A 20,102-nucleotide genomic window follows, 5' to 3' on the forward strand; every position below is an offset into this window, starting at 1 on the left:
GGAGACGATACTGTGCTATCGACTAAAAATTTACGTCTGAAGTATCCGAATGGTGAACATAAGATCTTCGATGGTCTCAATTTAACCATTCATGACAAAGAGAAAGTACTCTTACTCGGTCCCTCTGGGGCGGGTAAGAGTACATTATTAAATGTGTTAAGTGGCATCGTTCCTGAATTAATCGAATTGCCAATGAAATATGACGAATTACATATTGATGAACATTGTGGCATGATCTTCCAAGACCCTGACACCCAGTTCTGCATGCCGAAAGTGAAAGAAGAACTAGGCTTTATACTTGAGAATCGACAAGTGCCACGTTCCGAAATGGACCAAGCGATTCAACACGCTTTAGATTCAGTAGGTCTCAATGTTGATCCTGGTCAATACGTAAACCAACTCAGCGGAGGTATGAAACAGAAATTAGCGATTGCAGAAACGTTACTACAACAAGCTGAGACTCTTTTCCTAGATGAGCCAACAGCCATGCTTGATACAGAAGCCACAGCTGAATTGTGGAGCAAGATCAAGGATTTCTGGGAAGACCAAACTGTCGTGATCGTGGAGCATAAGGTTGAACATATTTGGGAACACATCGACCGTGTCATTCTACTCAATTATAACGCTGAGATTATTGCTGATGACAAACCCGAAGCAATTCTCTCTCAGCACGAGGAGCTACTGACCGAGTACGGGGTATGGCATCCAAATGCATGGGATTATGCGCCTAAAGCACAGGATACACCCTCCACCCCTACTGAGCCTGTCTTTCGCTATCAAGATGGGGCCATTCGTCGCGGTAACAAGACATTGATTGCTCTTGACGAATTTACCGTTTCTTTAGGTGAGTGGATCACGATTACAGGTAAAAATGGTACCGGCAAAACGACATTGCTCGAATCTATGATGCAGTTAATCAAATACGATGGCAAGATGACCTATAATGGACATGTCTTAAAGAAAATTAAAGATGCTGCACAACATATGTATCTCGTGTATCAAAACCCAGAGCTACAGTTTATTACGCAATCTGTTTATGATGAAATCTTTATTCAATTTAGTCAAAAAGATAATAAGGAAGCGCAACAACAAACTGAAGACATGTTACGCTTACTCAATTTAGAACGCGTGCAGAACCAACATCCGTTCGAATTGTCTATGGGTCAAAAGCGTCGTCTGAGTGTGGCAACCGCGTTAAGTTCACCAGCAGATATTATCATGTTGGATGAGCCTACCTTTGGATTGGATAGCCATAATACTTTTAACTTGATCCAACTCTTCCAAGAACGTGTAGCGCAAGGTCAGACGATCATCATGATTACACACGACCCAGAAATTATTGCGCGCTACCCTTCTCGACAAATTCACGTTGAAGATCAGCAGTTACATGAAGTAAGAAAGACAGGTGATATGCATGTTTGAAGCGTGGAAAGTACGCAACACCTTTGTCCATGATGTCAATGTAATTACGAAGATTGTGATGGCGATACTCTTATTCGTCTTCGTCATCTTTATTCACCAATTCGATATCATGATTTATACAACGATACTTATGTTTCTGTTTCTCGTCTTATTTAACGGCGTGCAGTTTAAAGTTGTGGGTATCTTCACCTTCTTCGCAATCTTTTTTGCGATTATATCGTCATTATCAATGATTCTTTATGGAGAAGGAACACATACCCTATTTAAACTTGGTTTCATCCATATCACACGTGAGAGTTTCATTCGTGGCATTCATTTATCGTTACGTTTATTAACAGTCTCCTCTATGGGGATACTGATCTCATTAACATCTGAAATCGTCATGATTTTTTACAGTATGATGCAGCACTTAAAGGTGAAACCGAAATTTGCTTACGCCTTTATGGCAGCCATTCGTATGGTGCCCATTATGATCACATCATTTATCCAATTGCGTCATTCACTCAAGATGCGTTATCAAGTTATAGATGCACAACACTATCGTGGACTTAAACGTTTGAAACATTTGTTTATTCCGTTGCTCAGTCAGAACATCCGTCGTGCACATCAACTTTCTGTCGCGATGGAGAAGAAAGGCTTCCAAGATGGTCCACGTACGTACTACTACAAAGCACCATTTTCATACAAAGATATCGTGTTTATCGTCGTGACCATAGCACTACTCGCCATCAGTTGTTATCTGGCACACGTCCTACCACTTACAGATATTCCAGATGTACGTAGCCATAATTTCTAACTATTTTTCTTAGGTTTTGTAAAAGGCGAGCGGACTTGGCAATAGAAAATGATGGCTATTAGCCGATAACAGCCAGTCCCTTTTATCACTAAAACTTGCTGAACTTTGAGATAATTAATAACATTCATCACATCTTAAAAACCCCGTTCCAAACAATTCATGGAACGGGGTTAAATTATGTCTATTTGTACATTTATTTAAAGTAAGTTAGCATGCTCAGCACTCAATTACTACTCTAGCTTAACGTAACGCTTTGTCACTAATATCATTACGATAGAATAATGCATCATTAGCTACAGGTTCTACTGCTTCATAAGCGGCTTTCTTCGCTTCAGCAATATCTTTGCCTTCTCCTAAAGCTAAGATTACACGGCCACCTGAAGTAACGAAGTGGTCGCCTTCTTTCTTCAAACCACTCACGAAATATTTACCTTCATCTAAAGTGAAGCCAGAGACTTCTTTACCTTTCTCATAGCTACCAGGATAGCCTTTAGACGCAAGCATAACTCCAACAACAGCTTGATCTTTCCACTTAAAGTGAATTGGTTGTTTCGCGTCTAAGTCGAGAATATGTTGCATCAAGTCACTTTCCATACGTGTGAGTAAGACTTGAGCTTCAGGGTCTCCGAAGCGCGCATTAAATTCGATCACTTTCGGGCCTTCTTTAGTGAGAATCGCACCGATGTACAATAATCCGAAGAAATGATAGCCTTCTTGCTCCATCGCTTGAGCAATCGGTTGTGCAATTTGACGATTCGTTTCTTCGATGACTTCTAAGCTGATATGTGGTACAGGACAATAAGCACCCATACCGCCAGTGTTCGGCCCTTGGTCATTATCAAATGCACGTTTATGGTCTTGCGCAATACAATCGAATGGCACGGCGTAGTCTCCATTCACGAACGTCATGAGTGAGAATTCTTCACCTTCAAGGAAAGTCTCAAAAACTACAGTTTCGTCGTCTGTTGGATACAATTTTTCAACCGCTTCTGCTGCTTCATCGTAATTCTCCGCAATAATAACGCCTTTTCCTGCAGCGAGACCATCTTTCTTTAATACCACTGGGTAGTCGCAGGATTGAATGTATGCTTGCGCTTCCGTCTTGCTCGTGATTTCACTATAGTCAGCCGTTGGAATGTCGTACTTAGCCATTAATTTCTTCGCAAATGATTTAGAGCCTTCAATTTGAGCAGCTGCTTGCGTTGGACCAAAGACTTTAATATCTACGTCTAACAAGCGATCTGCTAAACCTTCAGTCAATGGTTGTTCAGGACCTACAACGACCCATTCAATACCTTGTTGTTGTGCGAAATCAACAATGTCATCATGTGCACTTTCAGCAATAACAGTGTGAACTTCAGCGACTTGAGCCATCGCGTCACTGCCTGGAATCGCATGAAGTTCGTCAACGAGCGGCGATTGATTTAACTTATGTGCAAGTACATGTTCGCGCCCACCTGCACCAATCACTAACACTTTCATCTTTCTACCTCCTGTAGTTGAGATTAATGTTTAAAATGACGTTCTCCTGTCGTTACCATAGCAATGCCATGTTTGTTGGCCATATCGATAGAATCTTGGTCTTTAATTGAACCACCAGGTTGAATAATTGCTTTGATACCATGTTTCGCAGCGAGTTCTACCGTATCATCCATTGGGAAGAAACCATCAGAAATCATCGCAACATTATCATCAATACCAATTGCTCTTTCAATTGCAATTTCAGCAGAACCTACACGATTCATTTGTCCTGCACCAATACCGACAGTTTGTTGTGGGTTGCTGAGGATCACCGCGTTACTTTTAACTGCTGCAACGACTTTCCAGCCTAAGAGCATCGCATCCCATTGTGCTTCAGTAGGCTCTGCATCAGTTACGACTTTCATATCTTCACGAGTGATTGTAGAGTGGTCTTTCTCCTGAACGAGATAACCACCAGAAACAGATACGAACTCTTCTTCATCATCATTGACTGACATATCAATTTCTAGCAAGCGGATATTCTTCTTCTGTTGTAATACATCAAGGGCATCTTGAGAGAATTCCGGTGCAATGACGACTTCTAAGAAGATACTGTGTAATTGTTCAGCAAGCTCTTTCCCAACTGGACGGTTAAGCGCAACAATACCACCAAAGATAGATTGGCTATCCGCCTCATAAGCGCGGTTGTAAGCTTCTTCGATAGTTTCACCTACACCTACACCACACGGGTTCATATGTTTCACCTCTACTGCAGCTGGCTGTTCAAAGGATTTCGCCAACGTTAATGCAGAGTCTGCATCCTTAATGTTGTTAAAGCTTAATTGTTTACCATGAAGCTGTTTCGCTCCCGCAATCGTATTCGGAGCATCAGATTCACGTACGAAGTAAGCAGATTGTTGTGGATTCTCACCATAGCGCAGTGATTCTTTACTATCTTTGAAAAAGTTAACAATCGCATGATCGTAAGCATTCGTATGTTCGAACACTTTAATCATCAATGATTTACGATACGCTTCATCTAAATCGTCGTTTCGTAGACGTTGGATCACTTCATCATAATCTTCAGGATGCACAATCGTTGTCACATGTTTGAAGTTCTTAGCTGCCGCACGTAACATCGTTGGCCCACCGATATCGATGTTCTCAATTGCATCCATTTCTGTTACATCCGGATTCGCCACTGTTTCTTGGAAAGGATAAAGATTGACAACCACCATATCGATGAGATCAATATCTTGTTCTTTCAATTGATCAAGGTGTTCAGATTTATCACGATCAGCTAATATACCACCGTGAACTGCTGGATGTAATGTTTTAACACGTCCATCCATAATTTCGTCAAACTGTGTTAACTTTGAGATCGATTGAACAGGTACACCTGCCTCTTCGATTGCGCGCATGGTACCTCCAGTAGAATACAATTCGTAGTCCAATTCAGTTAATGCTCGCGCGAAATCTACGATACCTGCTTTATTCGATACACTTAATATTGCTTTCTTCATTACGTTATTTCGCCCCTCTTATTGAATAATTTCAGCTATGACTTTCGGATAAAGTTCATATTCAAGTGATTTCACTCGTTGTTCTAAGTCTGCTTTTGTATCATCTTCATAAATTGGGCACTGACGTTGTTCAATAATTTGGCCCGTATCCATACCACTATCAACATAATGGACAGTAGTTCCGGTTTCTTTGTCACCACTAGTAAAAGCTTGTCCAATCGCATCAATACCCTTGTACTTCGGTAACAATGACGGATGGATATTCAATATTCTGCCTTCATATGCGTCCAAGATGGTAGCGCTGATCAATTTCATATATCCTGCTAGAATAATCCATTCAACGCCCTCAAGTTGTAACTGCTTAAGGATCGCTTGCTCATAGTCAGCTTTGGAATCATAGTCTTTCAATACTGTGATGTGAACATCTAAATCAAATTGTTGCGCACGCTGGATACATTCCGCTTCAACTTGATCTGTATACAGTGCAGTAACCTCAATATTAGGTAATTCCCCTGCTGTCACACGTTGCATAATGTTTTCGAAATTTGTGCCTGAACCAGAGGCAAAGATTGCTACTTTAACCATAGATTAAACACCTTTCACCGTAATCGGTTCTTCTGCTTCAGTAATCGTACCGATATGGAATGCTTCAACATCTTCTTTGGCTAAAATGTCTATCACGCGCTTCACGTCTGCTTCATCTACAATTAACGTAAAGCCGATACCCATATTAAAAACATTGTACATTTCATCTGCCTCAATGTGTCCTTGTTGTTGAATCCAATCAAAAACTGGCGGTGTTGGGAAAGTAGTCACATCGACTTCACCAGATTTGCCTTCGGGTAATGCTCTTGGGATATTTTCATAGAAACCGCCGCCCGTAATATGTGTCATCGCATGAATCTTCACTTGTTCTTTGACTGCAAGTACAGGCTTAACATATAAACGTGTTGGCTCAAGGAACACATCTAAATAGGATTTACCGTCAACGAATGTATCATTTAAATCAATATCCGATTGTGCAATTAAGCGACGAACGAGACTATAACCGTTAGAATGTACACCACTCGAAGCCAAACCGATAATTGCTTGGCCAGCTTGGACGCTACTGCCATCGATGTATTCATCCTTTTCAACAGCACCTACAGCAAATCCAGCTAAATCGTACTCACCTTCATGGTACATTTCGCCCATCTCAGCAGTTTCGCCACCGATTAATGCCGTATTTGTTTCTTCACAACCATCACTGACACCTTTAACAATCTGTTCGATGACTTCAGGAACGACTTTATTCGTTGCGATGTAATCTAAGAAGTAAAGTGGTTCAGCACCTGTCGTTAAGATGTCGTTCACACACATCGCGACAGCATCGATACCAATCGTATCGTGTTTGTCGTGATCAATCGCGAGTTTCAATTTCGTTCCTACACCGTCTGTACCAGAGACCATGACCGGCGCTTTCATGTTGAGTTGAGATAAATCAAATGTCGCGCCAAAACCGCCAAGACCACCGAGTACTTCAGGGCGCATCGTTCTCTTTACGTGACTCGACATACGTTCTACTGCTTCGTAACCTGCGTGAATGTCCACGCCAGCTTCTTGGTATGATTTAGACATTAAGATTCCCCTCACTATCAAAGTATTGTTTGTTCTGCGCTAAATATGCTTTCTGTCTATCACTTAAGTTGGCTTTATAGTCCGCTTCGTAATCATACAAACCTGCAGGATAATCGCCAGTAAAGCTTTCTACACATAATCCGCTATATGGTGAATCTACATCAAGTCCGATAGAATCAATTAAGCCATCTACTGAAAGATAGGCCACAGAATCCGCACCGATGTGTTCACAAATCTCTTCTGGTGATTTGTTAGCAGAAATAAGTTCAGCTGTCGTAGATACATCGATACCATAGAAACTTGGGAACATGAACTCTGGAGAAGCAATGCGCACATGAATTTCTTTGGCACCTGCTTCTTTCAACATGCGGACGATACGTTTACTCGTTGTACCGCGCACGATTGAATCATCGACGAGCACGATGTTTTTACCATGCACGATGTCTTTAACTGGCGATAACTTCGTACGCACACCTTGTTCACGTAATTCTTGTGTCGGTTGAATAAACGTACGTGCTACGTATTGGTTTTTAACAAGCCCCATCTCATATGGTAATTTCATCTCTTCAGCATAACCAGACGCTGCAGATAATGAAGAGTTCGGTACACCGATAACCATATCTGCAGTTTCAGCCGGACTCTCTTGCGCTAAGCGTTTACCTGACGCTTTACGCACCGCATGAACGTTCTTCCCCGCAATCGTTGAATCTGGACGTGCAAAGTAGATGTACTCCATAGCTGAAATGGCTGTGTTTGTATGTTCTGTATAGCTTTCCACACGGATACCTTCGTCATTGATGACCACATATTCACCAGCGTGAATGTCACGTACAAATTCTGCACCGAGTACGTCAATTGCACATGTTTCACTTGCGATGATATAAGCGCCATTCGGCATTTGTCCCACAACTAATGGGCGAATCGCGTTTGGGTCTACGGCTCCGTAAAGTCCTTCTTTAGTTAAAATAGCGAACGTAAAGCCACCCTTAATAATACGTAGACTTTCTTTTAAAGCTTCTTCAAAGGTAGGTTGCTTACTACGACGAATCAAGTGCATAATCACTTCTGTATCAGATGAAGAATGGAAGATGGCACCTTGATGTTCTAACTCTTGGCGTAAGCTTTGTGCGTTGATTAAGTTACCGTTGTGGCACACCCCAACGCTCATATCATAGAAATGATACAAGAACGGTTGAATGTTCTCGATTCCTTTGTTGCCTGATGTTGCATAGCGAACGTGACCAATCGCATATTGATAGTCTTGTAAGTGACTCATCTTCGTCTTGTTGATGGCATCTGTCAGCAAACCTAAACCACGTTCACTGACAAATTCCTTACCATCTGAACAAACGATACCTGCACCTTCTTGACCACGATGTTGTAAACTGTGTAAACCCATGTAAGTCAATTGTGCTGACTCAGGGTGATTCCAAATTCCAAACACGCCACATTCTTCGTTTAATCCGTTGAAGTCATACATTGAGGAATTGCTCCTTCCCATGCTTGTTTTAATTGATCAGCATTGCGTGAAATTGTAGTTGAACCGTTCTTCACAGTGAAGGATTGGTCGTTAGTGATGTGACCAATTTTAACTGCGTCTGGCATATCAAATGACTGACCCTCTTTAACTATGACTAAGTAACGTCCTTGCGTTTCACTAAAGAGTTGTGCATCTGAAACGTCTAGTTCGACATCTAAGCCTAAATCGTAATGCGCGCTGAAACGAGCAAGTGTGATGAGCAAGCCACCTTTACCTACTGTTTGAACATGTGATAAGACGCCATCCCTAACCGCTTGTGCGATGTGTTCACCTTTAGCTACTTCGTCAGATAAATCAATCGCTTCAAACTCGTGATTAACTGAACCATGAAGTAACTTCTCGATTTGACTACCACCGAAATCATCACGTGTACCGCCGACGAGATAAACATCTTCGCCTTGGGTTGGATGGAAATCTTTCAAGTAATTAATATCTTCGATTAAACCAACCATACCTACGACAGGAGTTGGGAAGATCGACGTCTTCGGTGTTTCGTTGTAAAGTGAAACGTTACCGGAAACAACAGGAGTCTTCAATGTTTCACAAGCTTCAGCCATACCTTTCGTAGAGTCGATAAGTTGTTGATAGATTTCTTTCTTCTCTGGAGAACCGTAGTTTAAGCAGTCTGTCATCGCTAGTGGTTTCGCACCGACTGCAATTAAGTTGCGGTACGCTTCAGCTACGACCATCTTACCGCCTTCGTAAGGTTGGTTGAATACGTAGCGCGCTTCACCGTCAATCGTTGAAGCGATGGCTTTGTTCGTACCTTCAACACGTACGACAGAAGATTGCAATCCTGGCTTAACAATCGTATTCGCACCTACTTGTTGATCATATTGTTCGTAGAGATAGCGCTTAGAAGCGATTGTTGGATGTGTAAACAATTGATCAAATGTTTGTTCAACGTCAACTTGGCTATAATCATTTTTAGACGTATTAAATTCTTTCTCTTCCCCTTCAAGGATATATTCAGGTGCTTCGTCAGCGAGCGGTTGAACTGGAATATCTGCGTACACTTCGTCTTCGTAAGTGAGAACGAAGCGGTCAGTATCTGTCACTTCACCAATTACTGCACTGTCTAGCTCATGATCTTCAAAGAGGTCTAAGAATTTTTGTTCTGTACCCTTTTCAACTACAAGTAACATACGTTCTTGCGTTTCAGATAACATCATTTCGTAAGGAGAGATGCCTTCTTCACGAACTGGCACTTGATCCAATCTTAAGTGCATACCACTGCCACCTTTAGCAGCCATTTCAGAAGAAGATGATGTCAGACCAGCAGCACCCATATCTTGAATACCAACGAGTTCTTTATATGTAATGGCTTCAAGTGTAGCTTCCATCAGTTTCTTACCAACAAATGGGTCACCGATTTGTACAGAAGGACGTTTACTTTCGCTTTCTTCGTTTAACTCTTCTGATGCGAATGTCGCACCGTGAATACCATCGCGACCTGTCTTCAAGCCGACGTAAATCACTGAGTTACCTTTCCCTTTAGCTGTACCTTTCTGAACCATGTCATGATCGATGACACCCACACACATCGCGTTAACGAGTGGATTACCGTCATAGCGTTCGTCGAATTCGATTTCACCTGCTGTAGTTGGAATACCGATACAGTTACCGTAACCACCGATACCAGCAACGACACCACGTAGCAAACGGCGATTCTGTTTCTCAGTTAATTCGCCGAAGCGTAAACTGTTGAGTAAGTTGATTGGACGTGCACCGATAGATACAATGTCACGGATGATACCGCCAACACCTGTAGCAGCACCTTGGTAAGGTTCAACTGCAGATGGGTGGTTATGAGATTCTACTTTGAAGACCACCGCTTGTTTGTCGCCAATATCCACGACACCTGCCCCTTCACCAGGACCCATGAGGACATGTTCGCCTGTCGTTGGGAACTGTTTCAAGAACGGCTTAGAGTGTTTGTAAGAACAGTGTTCACTCCACATCACTGAGAAGATACCAATTTCTGTAAAATTCGGTTGGCGTCCGAGAATCTCGCACACTTTGTCGTATTCTGCGTCTGTGAGTCCAAAGTCTTTATATAACTTCTCTGTTCTAATTTCTTCACTGCTTGGTTCGATAAATTTAGACATTTTGTTCCCTCCAACTTTTCACCATGGCTTCGAATAACTTCATACCACTATCAGTACCTAAGATTGCTTCAAGCGCACGTTCTGGGTGTGGCATCATACCGCAGACGTTACCGCGTTCGTTGACAATACCTGCGATATCTTCATGCGAACCATTTGGATTATCAACATATTTCAAGATGACTTGATTGTTGGCATGTAAGTCATTGTAAATCTCATCTGTACAATAGTAATGACCTTCACCGTGTGCAACTGGATAAACGACCACTTCATCTTTGTCGTAGAGATTTGTAAAAGCTGTGTCGTTATTCACGACTTGTAATTCTTCGTTTCTGCTGACGAATAAATGCGAATCGTTATGTAGCAAAGCACCTGGTAATAAGCCAATTTCTGTAAGAATTTGGAAACCATTGCAGACACCCAATACAGGCTTACCTTCTTCTGCTAAGCGTTTCACTTCTGTGATCACTGGTGCCACGCTCGCTACCGCACCTGAGCGTAAATAGTCACCGAATGAGAATCCGCCTGGGATGAGTACGCCGTCGAAACCTGCAAGTGATGTTTGACGATAATCTACATATTCTGCATCGACACCTGCTTTAAGTGCAGCATTCAGCATGTCACGGTCGCAGTTCGATCCAGGGAATCTAAGCACTGCAAACTTCATTAGAAATTCTCCCCTTCTTCAACAACTTTGTAGCTATATTCTTCAATGACTGTATTCGCAAATAATTTCTCACTTAAAGTTGTCACGATATTATCCACCGCTTCATCTGACGCTTCATCCACTGTTAAGTAAAGTACTTTACCCACACGAATATCGTTAACTTGTTCGTAACCTAAATCATGTACGGCGCGTGTTAATGCTTGTCCTTGTGTATCTAATACTTGTGGTTGTAATGTGATGTGTAATTCGATTTTTTTCATTATTCTACGTCCTCCAATTTAGTTAAAAATGCTTGATAAACATCTAAGATTGAACCTCTATCTTCACGGTAAACGTCTTTATCAAAGTTCTCGTCACTATCCAAAGCCCAAATACGGCATGTATCTGGTGAAATTTCATCAGCGAGAATAATCTTACCATCTTCTGTACGACCGAACTCAATCTTGTAATCCACGATTCTTAAATCCACCTTCGCCATGAGCGCTTTTAAGTGTTCGTTGATACCTAAGGCTGCCTCTTTTAACGTAGCAATTTCGTCATCGTTCGCTAAGTTGAGTAATTTCACGTGGTCGTCAGTGATAAGTGGATCGTTGAGATCATCATTTTTATAGAAGAATTCCACGAGAGGTTGCTCAAATTCATATCCTTTGTCGAAACCAAGGCGTTTAGTGATAGAGCCTGCTGCGATATTGCGAACTACGACTTCTAACGGAATGATTTCTACCTTTTTAACTAACTGTTCAGTGTCAGAAAGTTGTTCGATAAAGTGACTTTCAAGACCTTGATCTTTCAAATATTGAAAGATTTTAGAAGTGATAAGGTTGTTCAAACGGCCTTTACCTTCTAAATGGTCTTTCTTAGCACCGTTGCCAGCTGTAACTTCGTCTTTATACTCCACACGAAGTACATCATCTTGATCTGTAGTGAAAATACGTTTCGCTTTACCTTCATATAATAAAGACATTATTGGTTTCTCCCTTCAAAACGTTGTAGCATTTCTCGTTCAGTTTGGTCGACGTCGTTTGTTAAGATCGTCATGTGCCCCATCTTACGGTCAGGTTTACGTGTTGTCTTACCATATATATGCACGTGCCATTCTGGATGGTCACCAAATTGATCTTCGAGTAAGTCTAAATCACGGCCGAGTAAATTCATCATGACCGCTGGCTTTAAGATTTCGATTTCTTGAGGTAACTGTTGTCCTGTCACAGCAAGGATATGCGTATCAAATTGAGAATAATCACACGCTTCAATAGAATAATGGCCTGAGTTATGAGGTCTTGGCGCGATTTCATTGACATAGAGATGATTATCTCGATCGATAAAGAATTCAACAGTGAACGTACCTACAAAATGGATATAATCTGTAATCTTCTTCACTTCTTCACGAGCTTCAGCTTCTTTATCTGAGCGCGCAGGTACAATCGTTTTAAATAGTATTTGGTTTTGGTGTTCATTCTCTTGGAGAGGGAAATAAGTAATTTGATTATTATTACCAATCGTTACAGTTAGTGATACTTCTTTAGCTAAATCAACAAATTGTTCGGCAACACATTCTTGATTCTCAATTAATGTGCGTGCTTCATCTAGGTCGTCTTCACTTTGAACCAAGATTTGTCCTTTACCGTCGTAACCGCCAAAGCGTGTTTTGACCATAAATGGATAACCTAATTTGTCTACCGCTCTTTCGATATCATTCGGTTCAGTGAGCTGTTCAAATGGAACAATTTGTGTTCCAGCAGCTTCTAAAGATTGCTTTTCAGTCAAGCGATCTTGGAGCAATTCAATCGCTTGATAACCTTGAGGAATATTGTAGCGTGAAACGAGCGCTTTCAGTTGTGGAGCAGAGATATTCTCAAACTCGTATGTAATAACATCCGATTGCTCACCTAACTGTTCGAGCGCTTCCATGTCATCATATGGTGCATTAATAAATTCGTGTGCGACGTGTTGGCATGGACATTCAGCATCCGGATCGAGGACAATCACACGATAACCCATCTTCTGTGCAGATTGAGCCATCATCTTACCTAACTGACCCCCACCGATAATACCAACCGTTGCACCAAACGCTAGTTTATTGAAGTTCACTTTGCATTTCACTCACTTTCTCAGCTAATGACTTTTCATAATTTTGTAAGTTTTCTTGAACTGAAGTATCTTGAAGTCCTAATATTCTGGCAGCTAAAATGCCCGCATTCTTCGCTCCAGACTTACCGATAGCTGTTGTAGCAACAGGAATACCACCTGGCATTTGTACAATAGAAAGTAATGAATCCAAACCTTGTAGCGCTTTAGATTCAATCGGTACACCAATAACTGGAAGTGTCGTCATTGAAGCAATCATACCTGGAAGGTGTGCAGCGCCTCCAGCTCCAGCAATGATCACGTCGTAACCATTGAGTCGTGCTTCTGACGCGAAATCTACCATTAATTTAGGCGTACGATGTGCAGACACAACTTGTTTATCATACGGAACGCCTAATTCTTCTAACATCTGACAACTTTCTTTCATCGTAGCCCAGTCAGATGAACTACCCATGACAACTGCCACTTTCATTATGAACACCCTTTCAAAGATTTGAAATTCACATTGCATAAGTTGTATATTACATGTATAAGGATAACAACAATTCACGAGTATTTCAATTTAAAATCGAACTTTATCTGAATTTCTTGCGTCAATTTACGTTTATTACTATAAATTCGATTGACCTACTCGGGAAATGTAAGGATAGAGTGAATCTAAACAAGGAGGATTTGGTTTATGTCTGCTAAGGTATTAGACGGTAAACAAATTGCAAAAGATTATCGACAAGGACTTAAAGATCAAGTTGAGGAATTAACTTCTAAAGGCTACACTCCAAAGTTATCTGTTATTCTCGTAGGTAACGATGGTGCAAGCTTAAGCTATGTTAAATCTAAGAAAAAAGCTGCAGAAAAAATTGGTATCACTTCAGAAATCGTACATTTAGATGAAGATACTTCTGAAGAAGAAGTGTTAAAAGAACTTGATCGTTTAAACAATGATGACTCAGTAAGTGGTATCCTCGTTCAAGTACCTCTTCCTGATCAAGTAAGCGAACAAAAGGTATTAGAATCTATCGACCCAGCGAAAGACGTAGACGGATTCCATCCTGCTAACATCGGTAAGCTTTATATCGATGAACAAACTTTCGTACCTTGTACTCCACTTGGCGTAATGGAATTACTTAACCACGCTGATATGGATTTAGAAGGTAAAAATGCTGTCGTTATCGGCCGTAGCCATATCGTAGGCCAACCTGTTTCTAAACTACTTTTACAAAAAAATGCGACAGTAACAATCTTACACTCACGTACGAAAGACATGCATGCGCACCTTAAAGATGCAGACGTCATCGTGAGTGCGGTAGGTCGTCCAGGACTCGTAACGAAAGACGACGTTAAAGAAGGCGCTGTAGTCATCGACGTAGGTAACACACCTGATGAGAACGGTAAACTTAAAGGTGACGTTGAATACGACGAAGTGAAAGAAGTTGCGGGTGCTATCACGCCAGTTCCAGGCGGTGTAGGCCCAATGACAATCACTATGGTGCTTAACAATACGTTATTAGCTGAAAAAATGCGTCGCGGAATTGAATAAATTCCTCTCATTATATGAGGGAAGCAATTAAGCATAATTCGTAATTGCACTTTAGACCTTTCATATTATTGAGAATAGAAAGGTACACACTGTTCGAATACGAATTAAATATTCACGTTTCATTTTATATGTATATAAGGATAGAATTAGGATAGTATTAAATTTCCAATTCTATCCTTATTTTTTGTTAATATTTCTATAATTATTTTCTATATTAGTAAAAGAGCCTAAGGTGTAAATAAAATTTAATCAATAATATATAATGCATTTTCTTTTTATTTATTCTATAAGATAATTCACATTAATGTCCCAAGCTTAAGATTACTATCCGATTAATATCAGAACCTTATATTTTTATAAAGTTTGTTATTCAATGCCTCTTCAAACTTTATATCGCTACACTAATATTTAAATACTTGTATTATCGTTACTACATTAGCACGTTCTTTCATATTATATAGATATAGTTATCTCTCTAAATTGAATATATTCAAAAATATTTTTATCATTTCCACCTGTACTGCTTCTTATCATTTCAATACTTCGCCCTACTTTTCTAAATTAAGACCATAGTATGATGTATTTTCAATTCGTATAAAGTATAGTATAGTTAACACTAAGTTGTGACTTGATACGGAGGTAAATCGTTATGAACAAATTACTACAGTCATTATCAGCTATTGGAGTCTCAGCAACATTGGTTTCTCCTAACTTAAATGCCGAAGCCACAGATAACTCTACTCCTGAAATCAAAGGAGCTAAAGACGTCGTTGTAGAAAAGGGTTCAGAATACAACGTCCTCAATGGTATTACTGCCTTTGATAAAGAAGACGGCGATTTAACCGATCAGATTACCGTAGAGGGTCACATTAATACGAACCAAGCAGGTAAATATAAAATTGCTTATCAAGTGAAAGATTCAGACGGTGGTGTGGATACTTCAACTCGCTACATCGAAGTCAGATAAGTCTATCAGAACCTTATTCATTACATCCGTTTAATCCATTCATAATGAATATCTTCATTTTGGAATATAATTTCTATCGCAAGTCATATCGCCTACTTACACTGTCGCATTAAAGTGTGATGAGTTAGTATTTGGCGCTATGTATCACTAATTTTATAAAATTGACGATAGTCACAAAATGTACACATAAATTTAACAATTGCTTCAAAGCCCGTCAGACGCCGTGTCTGCAGGGCTTATTTTAAATTTACAACAATTTTTTTGCCGTAGGTACTTGTAAATATTCCGTAATATCTTAAAATTGATGATAAGCCCTACAATTGTAGTATTAGGAGGTCAAAAAAGTGTCAAAATTTAAGTCTTTGCTTCTATTATTTGGCTCACTAATTTTACTTAGTGGCTGTTCAAACGTAGAAGTCTTAAACCCAAAAGGGCCAATAGCAAGCGACTCTAAATTCTTGATTATGTATTCAATCATTTTCATGCTTGTTATTGTCGCAGTGGTGCTTACCTTATTCGCTGTTTTCCTTTTTAAATACCGCTTAAAAGGAAATGACGAATCAGGTAAAATGCATCACAACTCTTTAATCGAAACAATTTGGTTTATTGTTCCGGTTCTTATCGTAACTGCTTTAGCGATTCCAACTGTTAAATCGCTTTACACTTACGATGCACCACCGCAAAAAGATAAAGATCCAATCGTTATCTACGCAACAAGCGCTGGTTATAAATGGTTCTTCTCTTATCCAGAAGAAAAAATTGAGACAGTTAACCATTTAACAATCCCTAAAGATCGTCCTGTTGTCTTCAAGCTCCAATCTATGGACATGATGACAAGTTTCTGGGTACCACAACTCGGTGGTCAGAAATATGCAATGACAGGAATGACAATGGATTGGACATTAACTGCGGATCAAACTGGTACATTCCGTGGACGTAACTCAAACTTCAATGGTGAAGGTTTCGCACGTCAAACATTCGATGTACATTCAGTAAGTCAAAGTGACTATGACAAATGGGTAAAAGATGCTCAAAAACACAAAACACTCGATCAAGATACGTTCGACAAACAACTTTTACCTACTACTGAGAACAAGAACCTAACATTCAGTGGTACACACATGGCATTTGTTGACCCAGCGGCAGATCCAGAGTACATCTTCTACGCTTACAAACGTTATCACTACGTTCAAAAAGATCCTAACTTCAACTCTGAAGAAGAGATCAAGAAAGATGTATTGGACAAACCAGATAAAGACAAACCTGCTCGTAAACATCAAATCACAAATGCTAACTACAAACGTCACGGTATGTCAGAAATGATCTTACCAAACGACAAACCATATAATAATGAGTTCAAGAAAAAAGAACATCATAATATGGATGAAATGGAAAAAATCTCTAAAGGTGCTAAAGATGACAAAGAGTCTAAGCACGACAAAGATCATGAACATGGAGGTGGACATTAATGAATTTTCCATGGGATCAATTGATAGTACAAGGTAATTGGATGATTACGGCGGGTCAAATTGCTGCGCCATTCTTAGTCATCGCGTTAATCGCTGTAATTAGTTACTTCAAATTATGGAAATATCTATTTAAAGAATGGTTCATGTCCGTTGACCATAAGAAAATTGCAATCATGTACTTAGTCTGTGCTGTATTAATGTTCGTCCGTGGTGGTATTGATGCGATGCTCATTCGTACTCAATTAGTAATGCCAGACAATAAGTTCTTGGAATCTAACCACTACAATGAAATCTTTAGTACACACGGTGTTATCATGATTATCTTTATGGCAATGCCTTTCGTATTCGGTTTATGGAACGCTGTTGTTCCACTTCAAATCGGTGCACGAGACGTTGCCTTCCCAGTACTTAACAACGTAAGTTTCTGGTTATTCTTTGCAGGTATGATTTTGTTCAACCTTTCATTTATCGTAGGTGGTTCACCCGCAGCAGGTTGGACTAACTATGCACCACTTGCAGGAGAATTCAGTCCAGGACCAGGTGTCAACTACTACTTAGTTGCGATTCAGATTTCTGGTATTGGTACATTGATGACTGGTATCAACTTCTTCGTAACAATCTTAAGATGTAAGACACCTACTATGAAATTTATGGAAATGCCAATGTTCACTATCACAACGTTCATCACTACATTGATCGTTATCTTGGCGTTCCCAGTATTAACAGTAGCATTAGCATTATTCACTACCGATAGAATCTTCGGTACTGATTTCTTCACTGTTGCTAACGGCGGTATGCCAATGCTATGGGCAAACTTCTTCTGGGTTTGGGGGCACCCCGAAGTTTATATCGTTATCTTGCCAGCATTCGGTATCTACTCAGAAATTATCCCGACATTTGCGCGTAAACGCTTATTCGGTCATAAGAGTATGATCTGGGCAACAGCAGGTATCGCATTCTTAAGTTTCTTAGTATGGGTTCACCATTTCTACACAATGGGTAATGGTGCGTTAATCAACTCATTCTTCTCAATTACAACAATGATGATCGGTATTCCTACCGGTGTTAAATTATTCAACTGGTTATTCACTTTATTCCAAGGTCGAATTACCTTTGAATCACCAATGCTATTCTCACTAGCATTTATCCCTAACTTCCTACTTGGTGGGGTTACAGGTGTAATGCTTGCGATGGCAGCAGCCGACTTCCAATATCACAACACTTACTTCCTAGTGGCACACTTCCACTACACATTAGTTACTGGTGTTGTATTCGCTTGTCTAGCTGCATTAATCTTCTGGTATCCTAAAATGATGGGATACAAACTAAACGAGACATTAAACAAATGGTGCTTCTGGTTATTCATGATCGGATTTAACGTTTGTTTCTTACCACAATTCGTTCTCGGTTTAGATGGTATGCCACGTCGTCTATACACTTATATGCCAGAAGACGGATGGACTACACTTAACGTGATTTCATCTATCGGTGCATTATTAATGGCTCTAGGTTTCTTATTCCTAGTAGCAAGCATCGTTTATAGCCATATCAAAGCACCACGTGAAGCTACTGGTGACAACTGGAATGGCTTAGGACGTACTTTAGAATGGTCAACAGCATCAGCTGTACCACCTAAATATAACTTCGCAGTTACTCCTGATTGGAATGACTACGACACATTCGTCAACATGAAAGAACACGGTCGTCACTTCTTAGACAACCGTAACTATAAAGACATTCACATGCCTAATGACACATCAGTCGGCGTTTGGATGTGTCTCTGGTTCACAGTCGGAGGTTTCTTCTTAATCTTCGAAACAATCGTTCCAGCTATCATCTGTCTCTTAGGTATCTTTGGTACTATGATTTACAGAAGTTTCCAAGTCGATCATGGTTACCACATCCCTGCTTCAGAAGTAGCTGAAACTGAAGAACGTCTACGTGAAGAACGTAGAAAAGAAAAGGAGGCTGTAAGTTATGAGTCATAATACAACAACTATTGATTCACGTTCACATGAAGGTAATTTGAATAAACTTGGCTTCTGGATCTTCCTTACAGCTGAATTTGCATTGTTCGGTACCTTGTTTGCAACGTTGCTTACGTTGCAACATGGTGGCGACTATGCCGGCAAAATGACTACAGACCTATTTGAATTACCGTTAGTATTAATAATGACTTTCGCATTGTTAATCAGTTCTTACACTTGTGGTATTGCAATTTACTACATGCGTAAAGAACAACAAGGCAAAATGATGTTCTGGATGATTCTCACTTTACTTCTAGGTGCAGTCTTCGTAGTATTCGAAATTTACGAGTTCGCGCACTATGCATCTGAAGGTGTGAATCCGACAATCGGTTCTTATTGGTCTAGCTTCTTTATCCTATTAGGAACTCACGGTTGTCACGTAACATTAGGTATATTCTGGATCATTTGTTTATTAATCCAAATCGGTATGCGTGGATTAGACTCATACAATGCTCCAAAATTATTTATCGTAAGTTTATACTGGCACTTCTTAGATGTTGTTTGGATCTTCATCTTCACTGCCGTATATATGATAGGGATGGTGTATAGCGGATGAATACAATAGCAAAACACACAGTTGGTTTCATTGCCTCTATTGTTTTAACGATTCTCGCAGTATTTGTAACTCTATACACTTCTATGACATTAAATGCTAAGATAACTATTATCTTTGGTTTCGCCTTTATCCAAGCTGCAGTTCAATTACTCATGTTCATGCACTTAACTGAAGGTAAAGACGGTAACTTACAAAGTTTCAAAGTTATCTTCGCTATCATCATTACGCTTGCTATCGTTATCGGTACGTACTGGGTAATGCAAGGTGGTCACTCTCACCACTTATAAGATGTATAAGCTGTGAGTATAGAAGGCTTCTCTTCGGAGG

Annotated in this window: 19 protein-coding genes; 8 read left to right on the top strand and 11 right to left on the bottom strand. The window is 40.2% G+C overall.

Annotated features, from left to right (window positions below; translation table 11 throughout):
• Positions 1–12 precede the first annotated feature (12 nt).
• Together CD126_RS02225 and CD126_RS02230 are read left to right on the top strand one after the other, a co-directional pair.
• Positions 13–1,422, top strand: coding sequence for an ABC transporter ATP-binding protein (locus tag CD126_RS02225; protein ID WP_103369962.1), 1,410 nt, complete (start codon positions 13–15; stop codon positions 1,420–1,422).
• Complete coding sequence (locus CD126_RS02230; protein ID WP_049406849.1) at positions 1,415–2,218, top strand: energy-coupling factor transporter transmembrane component T family protein; 804 nt, start codon at positions 1,415–1,417, stop codon at positions 2,216–2,218. Before CD126_RS02225 ends, CD126_RS02230 begins: the two co-directional genes overlap by 8 nt.
• A 240-nt stretch (positions 2,219–2,458) precedes the next feature.
• Here CD126_RS02230 and purD read toward each other — a convergent pair whose 3' ends face one another.
• From purD to purE, 11 genes are read right to left on the bottom strand one after another with little or no spacing between them, the layout of a single operon-like run.
• Complete coding sequence (gene purD, locus CD126_RS02235) at positions 2,459–3,700, bottom strand: phosphoribosylamine--glycine ligase (RefSeq protein WP_103369963.1); 1,242 nt, start codon at positions 3,698–3,700, stop codon at positions 2,459–2,461.
• A gap of 23 nt (positions 3,701–3,723) precedes the next feature.
• Positions 3,724–5,202: a bifunctional phosphoribosylaminoimidazolecarboxamide formyltransferase/IMP cyclohydrolase gene (gene purH, locus CD126_RS02240; RefSeq protein ID WP_103369964.1), complete on the bottom strand. Its 1,479-nt coding sequence runs from the start codon at positions 5,200–5,202 to the stop codon at positions 3,724–3,726.
• A gap of 18 nt (positions 5,203–5,220) precedes the next feature.
• Positions 5,221–5,787: a phosphoribosylglycinamide formyltransferase gene (gene purN, locus CD126_RS02245; protein WP_103369965.1), complete on the bottom strand. Its 567-nt coding sequence runs from the start codon at positions 5,785–5,787 to the stop codon at positions 5,221–5,223.
• 3 nt (positions 5,788–5,790) lie between these two features.
• A complete protein-coding gene (purM, locus tag CD126_RS02250; RefSeq protein WP_103369966.1) occupies positions 5,791–6,819 on the bottom strand; it encodes a phosphoribosylformylglycinamidine cyclo-ligase in 1,029 nt (342 codons plus the stop codon).
• Complete coding sequence (purF, locus tag CD126_RS02255; RefSeq protein ID WP_049406834.1) at positions 6,812–8,299, bottom strand: amidophosphoribosyltransferase; 1,488 nt, start codon at positions 8,297–8,299, stop codon at positions 6,812–6,814. Before purF ends, purM begins: the two co-directional genes overlap by 8 nt.
• Positions 8,278–10,467, bottom strand: coding sequence for a phosphoribosylformylglycinamidine synthase subunit PurL (purL, locus tag CD126_RS02260; protein ID WP_103369967.1), 2,190 nt, complete (start codon positions 10,465–10,467; stop codon positions 8,278–8,280). Before purL ends, purF begins: the two co-directional genes overlap by 22 nt.
• Entirely contained in the window at positions 10,460–11,131 is a 672-nt protein-coding gene (purQ, locus tag CD126_RS02265) for a phosphoribosylformylglycinamidine synthase I (protein WP_049406829.1), read from the bottom strand. The genes purL and purQ overlap by 8 nt, the downstream gene beginning before the upstream one ends.
• A complete protein-coding gene (gene purS, locus CD126_RS02270) occupies positions 11,131–11,391 on the bottom strand; it encodes a phosphoribosylformylglycinamidine synthase subunit PurS (RefSeq protein WP_002471865.1) in 261 nt (86 codons plus the stop codon). The genes purQ and purS overlap by 1 nt, the downstream gene beginning before the upstream one ends.
• Positions 11,391–12,095: a phosphoribosylaminoimidazolesuccinocarboxamide synthase gene (gene purC, locus CD126_RS02275; RefSeq protein WP_103369968.1), complete on the bottom strand. Its 705-nt coding sequence runs from the start codon at positions 12,093–12,095 to the stop codon at positions 11,391–11,393. Before purC ends, purS begins: the two co-directional genes overlap by 1 nt.
• Entirely contained in the window at positions 12,095–13,222 is a 1,128-nt protein-coding gene (purK, locus tag CD126_RS02280) for a 5-(carboxyamino)imidazole ribonucleotide synthase (RefSeq protein ID WP_049406823.1), read from the bottom strand. Before purK ends, purC begins: the two co-directional genes overlap by 1 nt.
• Positions 13,209–13,691 carry a 5-(carboxyamino)imidazole ribonucleotide mutase gene (gene purE, locus CD126_RS02285; RefSeq protein WP_002471940.1) on the bottom strand — a complete coding sequence of 161 codons (483 nt, stop codon included), beginning with the start codon at positions 13,689–13,691 and terminating at the stop codon, positions 13,209–13,211. Before purE ends, purK begins: the two co-directional genes overlap by 14 nt.
• A gap of 207 nt (positions 13,692–13,898) precedes the next feature.
• Here purE and folD point away from each other — a divergent pair, with 207 nt between their 5' ends.
• From folD to qoxD, 6 genes are all read left to right on the top strand, one after another.
• Positions 13,899–14,756, top strand: coding sequence for a bifunctional methylenetetrahydrofolate dehydrogenase/methenyltetrahydrofolate cyclohydrolase FolD (gene folD / locus CD126_RS02290; protein ID WP_002471878.1), 858 nt, complete (start codon positions 13,899–13,901; stop codon positions 14,754–14,756).
• Positions 14,757–15,405: 649 nt separating this feature from the next.
• Positions 15,406–15,723 (top strand): DUF5011 domain-containing protein, encoded by a 318-nt coding sequence (locus CD126_RS02295; RefSeq protein WP_049406822.1) that lies wholly within the window; start codon positions 15,406–15,408, stop codon positions 15,721–15,723.
• Positions 15,724–16,067: 344 nt separating this feature from the next.
• Entirely contained in the window at positions 16,068–17,192 is a 1,125-nt protein-coding gene (qoxA, locus tag CD126_RS02300; RefSeq protein ID WP_103369969.1) for a cytochrome aa3 quinol oxidase subunit II, read from the top strand.
• Positions 17,192–19,180 carry a cytochrome aa3 quinol oxidase subunit I gene (gene qoxB, locus CD126_RS02305; RefSeq protein ID WP_103369970.1) on the top strand — a complete coding sequence of 663 codons (1,989 nt, stop codon included), beginning with the start codon at positions 17,192–17,194 and terminating at the stop codon, positions 19,178–19,180. The genes qoxA and qoxB overlap by 1 nt, the downstream gene beginning before the upstream one ends.
• Complete coding sequence (qoxC, locus tag CD126_RS02310) at positions 19,170–19,775, top strand: cytochrome aa3 quinol oxidase subunit III (protein ID WP_002471927.1); 606 nt, start codon at positions 19,170–19,172, stop codon at positions 19,773–19,775. Before qoxB ends, qoxC begins: the two co-directional genes overlap by 11 nt.
• Positions 19,772–20,062, top strand: coding sequence for a cytochrome aa3 quinol oxidase subunit IV (gene qoxD / locus CD126_RS02315; RefSeq protein WP_040806519.1), 291 nt, complete (start codon positions 19,772–19,774; stop codon positions 20,060–20,062). The genes qoxC and qoxD overlap by 4 nt, the downstream gene beginning before the upstream one ends.
• Positions 20,063–20,102: the final 40 nt, after the last annotated feature.

The organism is Staphylococcus pettenkoferi (assembly GCF_002902685.1).
In the GTDB taxonomy this organism is placed as follows: domain Bacteria; phylum Bacillota; class Bacilli; order Staphylococcales; family Staphylococcaceae; genus Staphylococcus; species Staphylococcus pettenkoferi.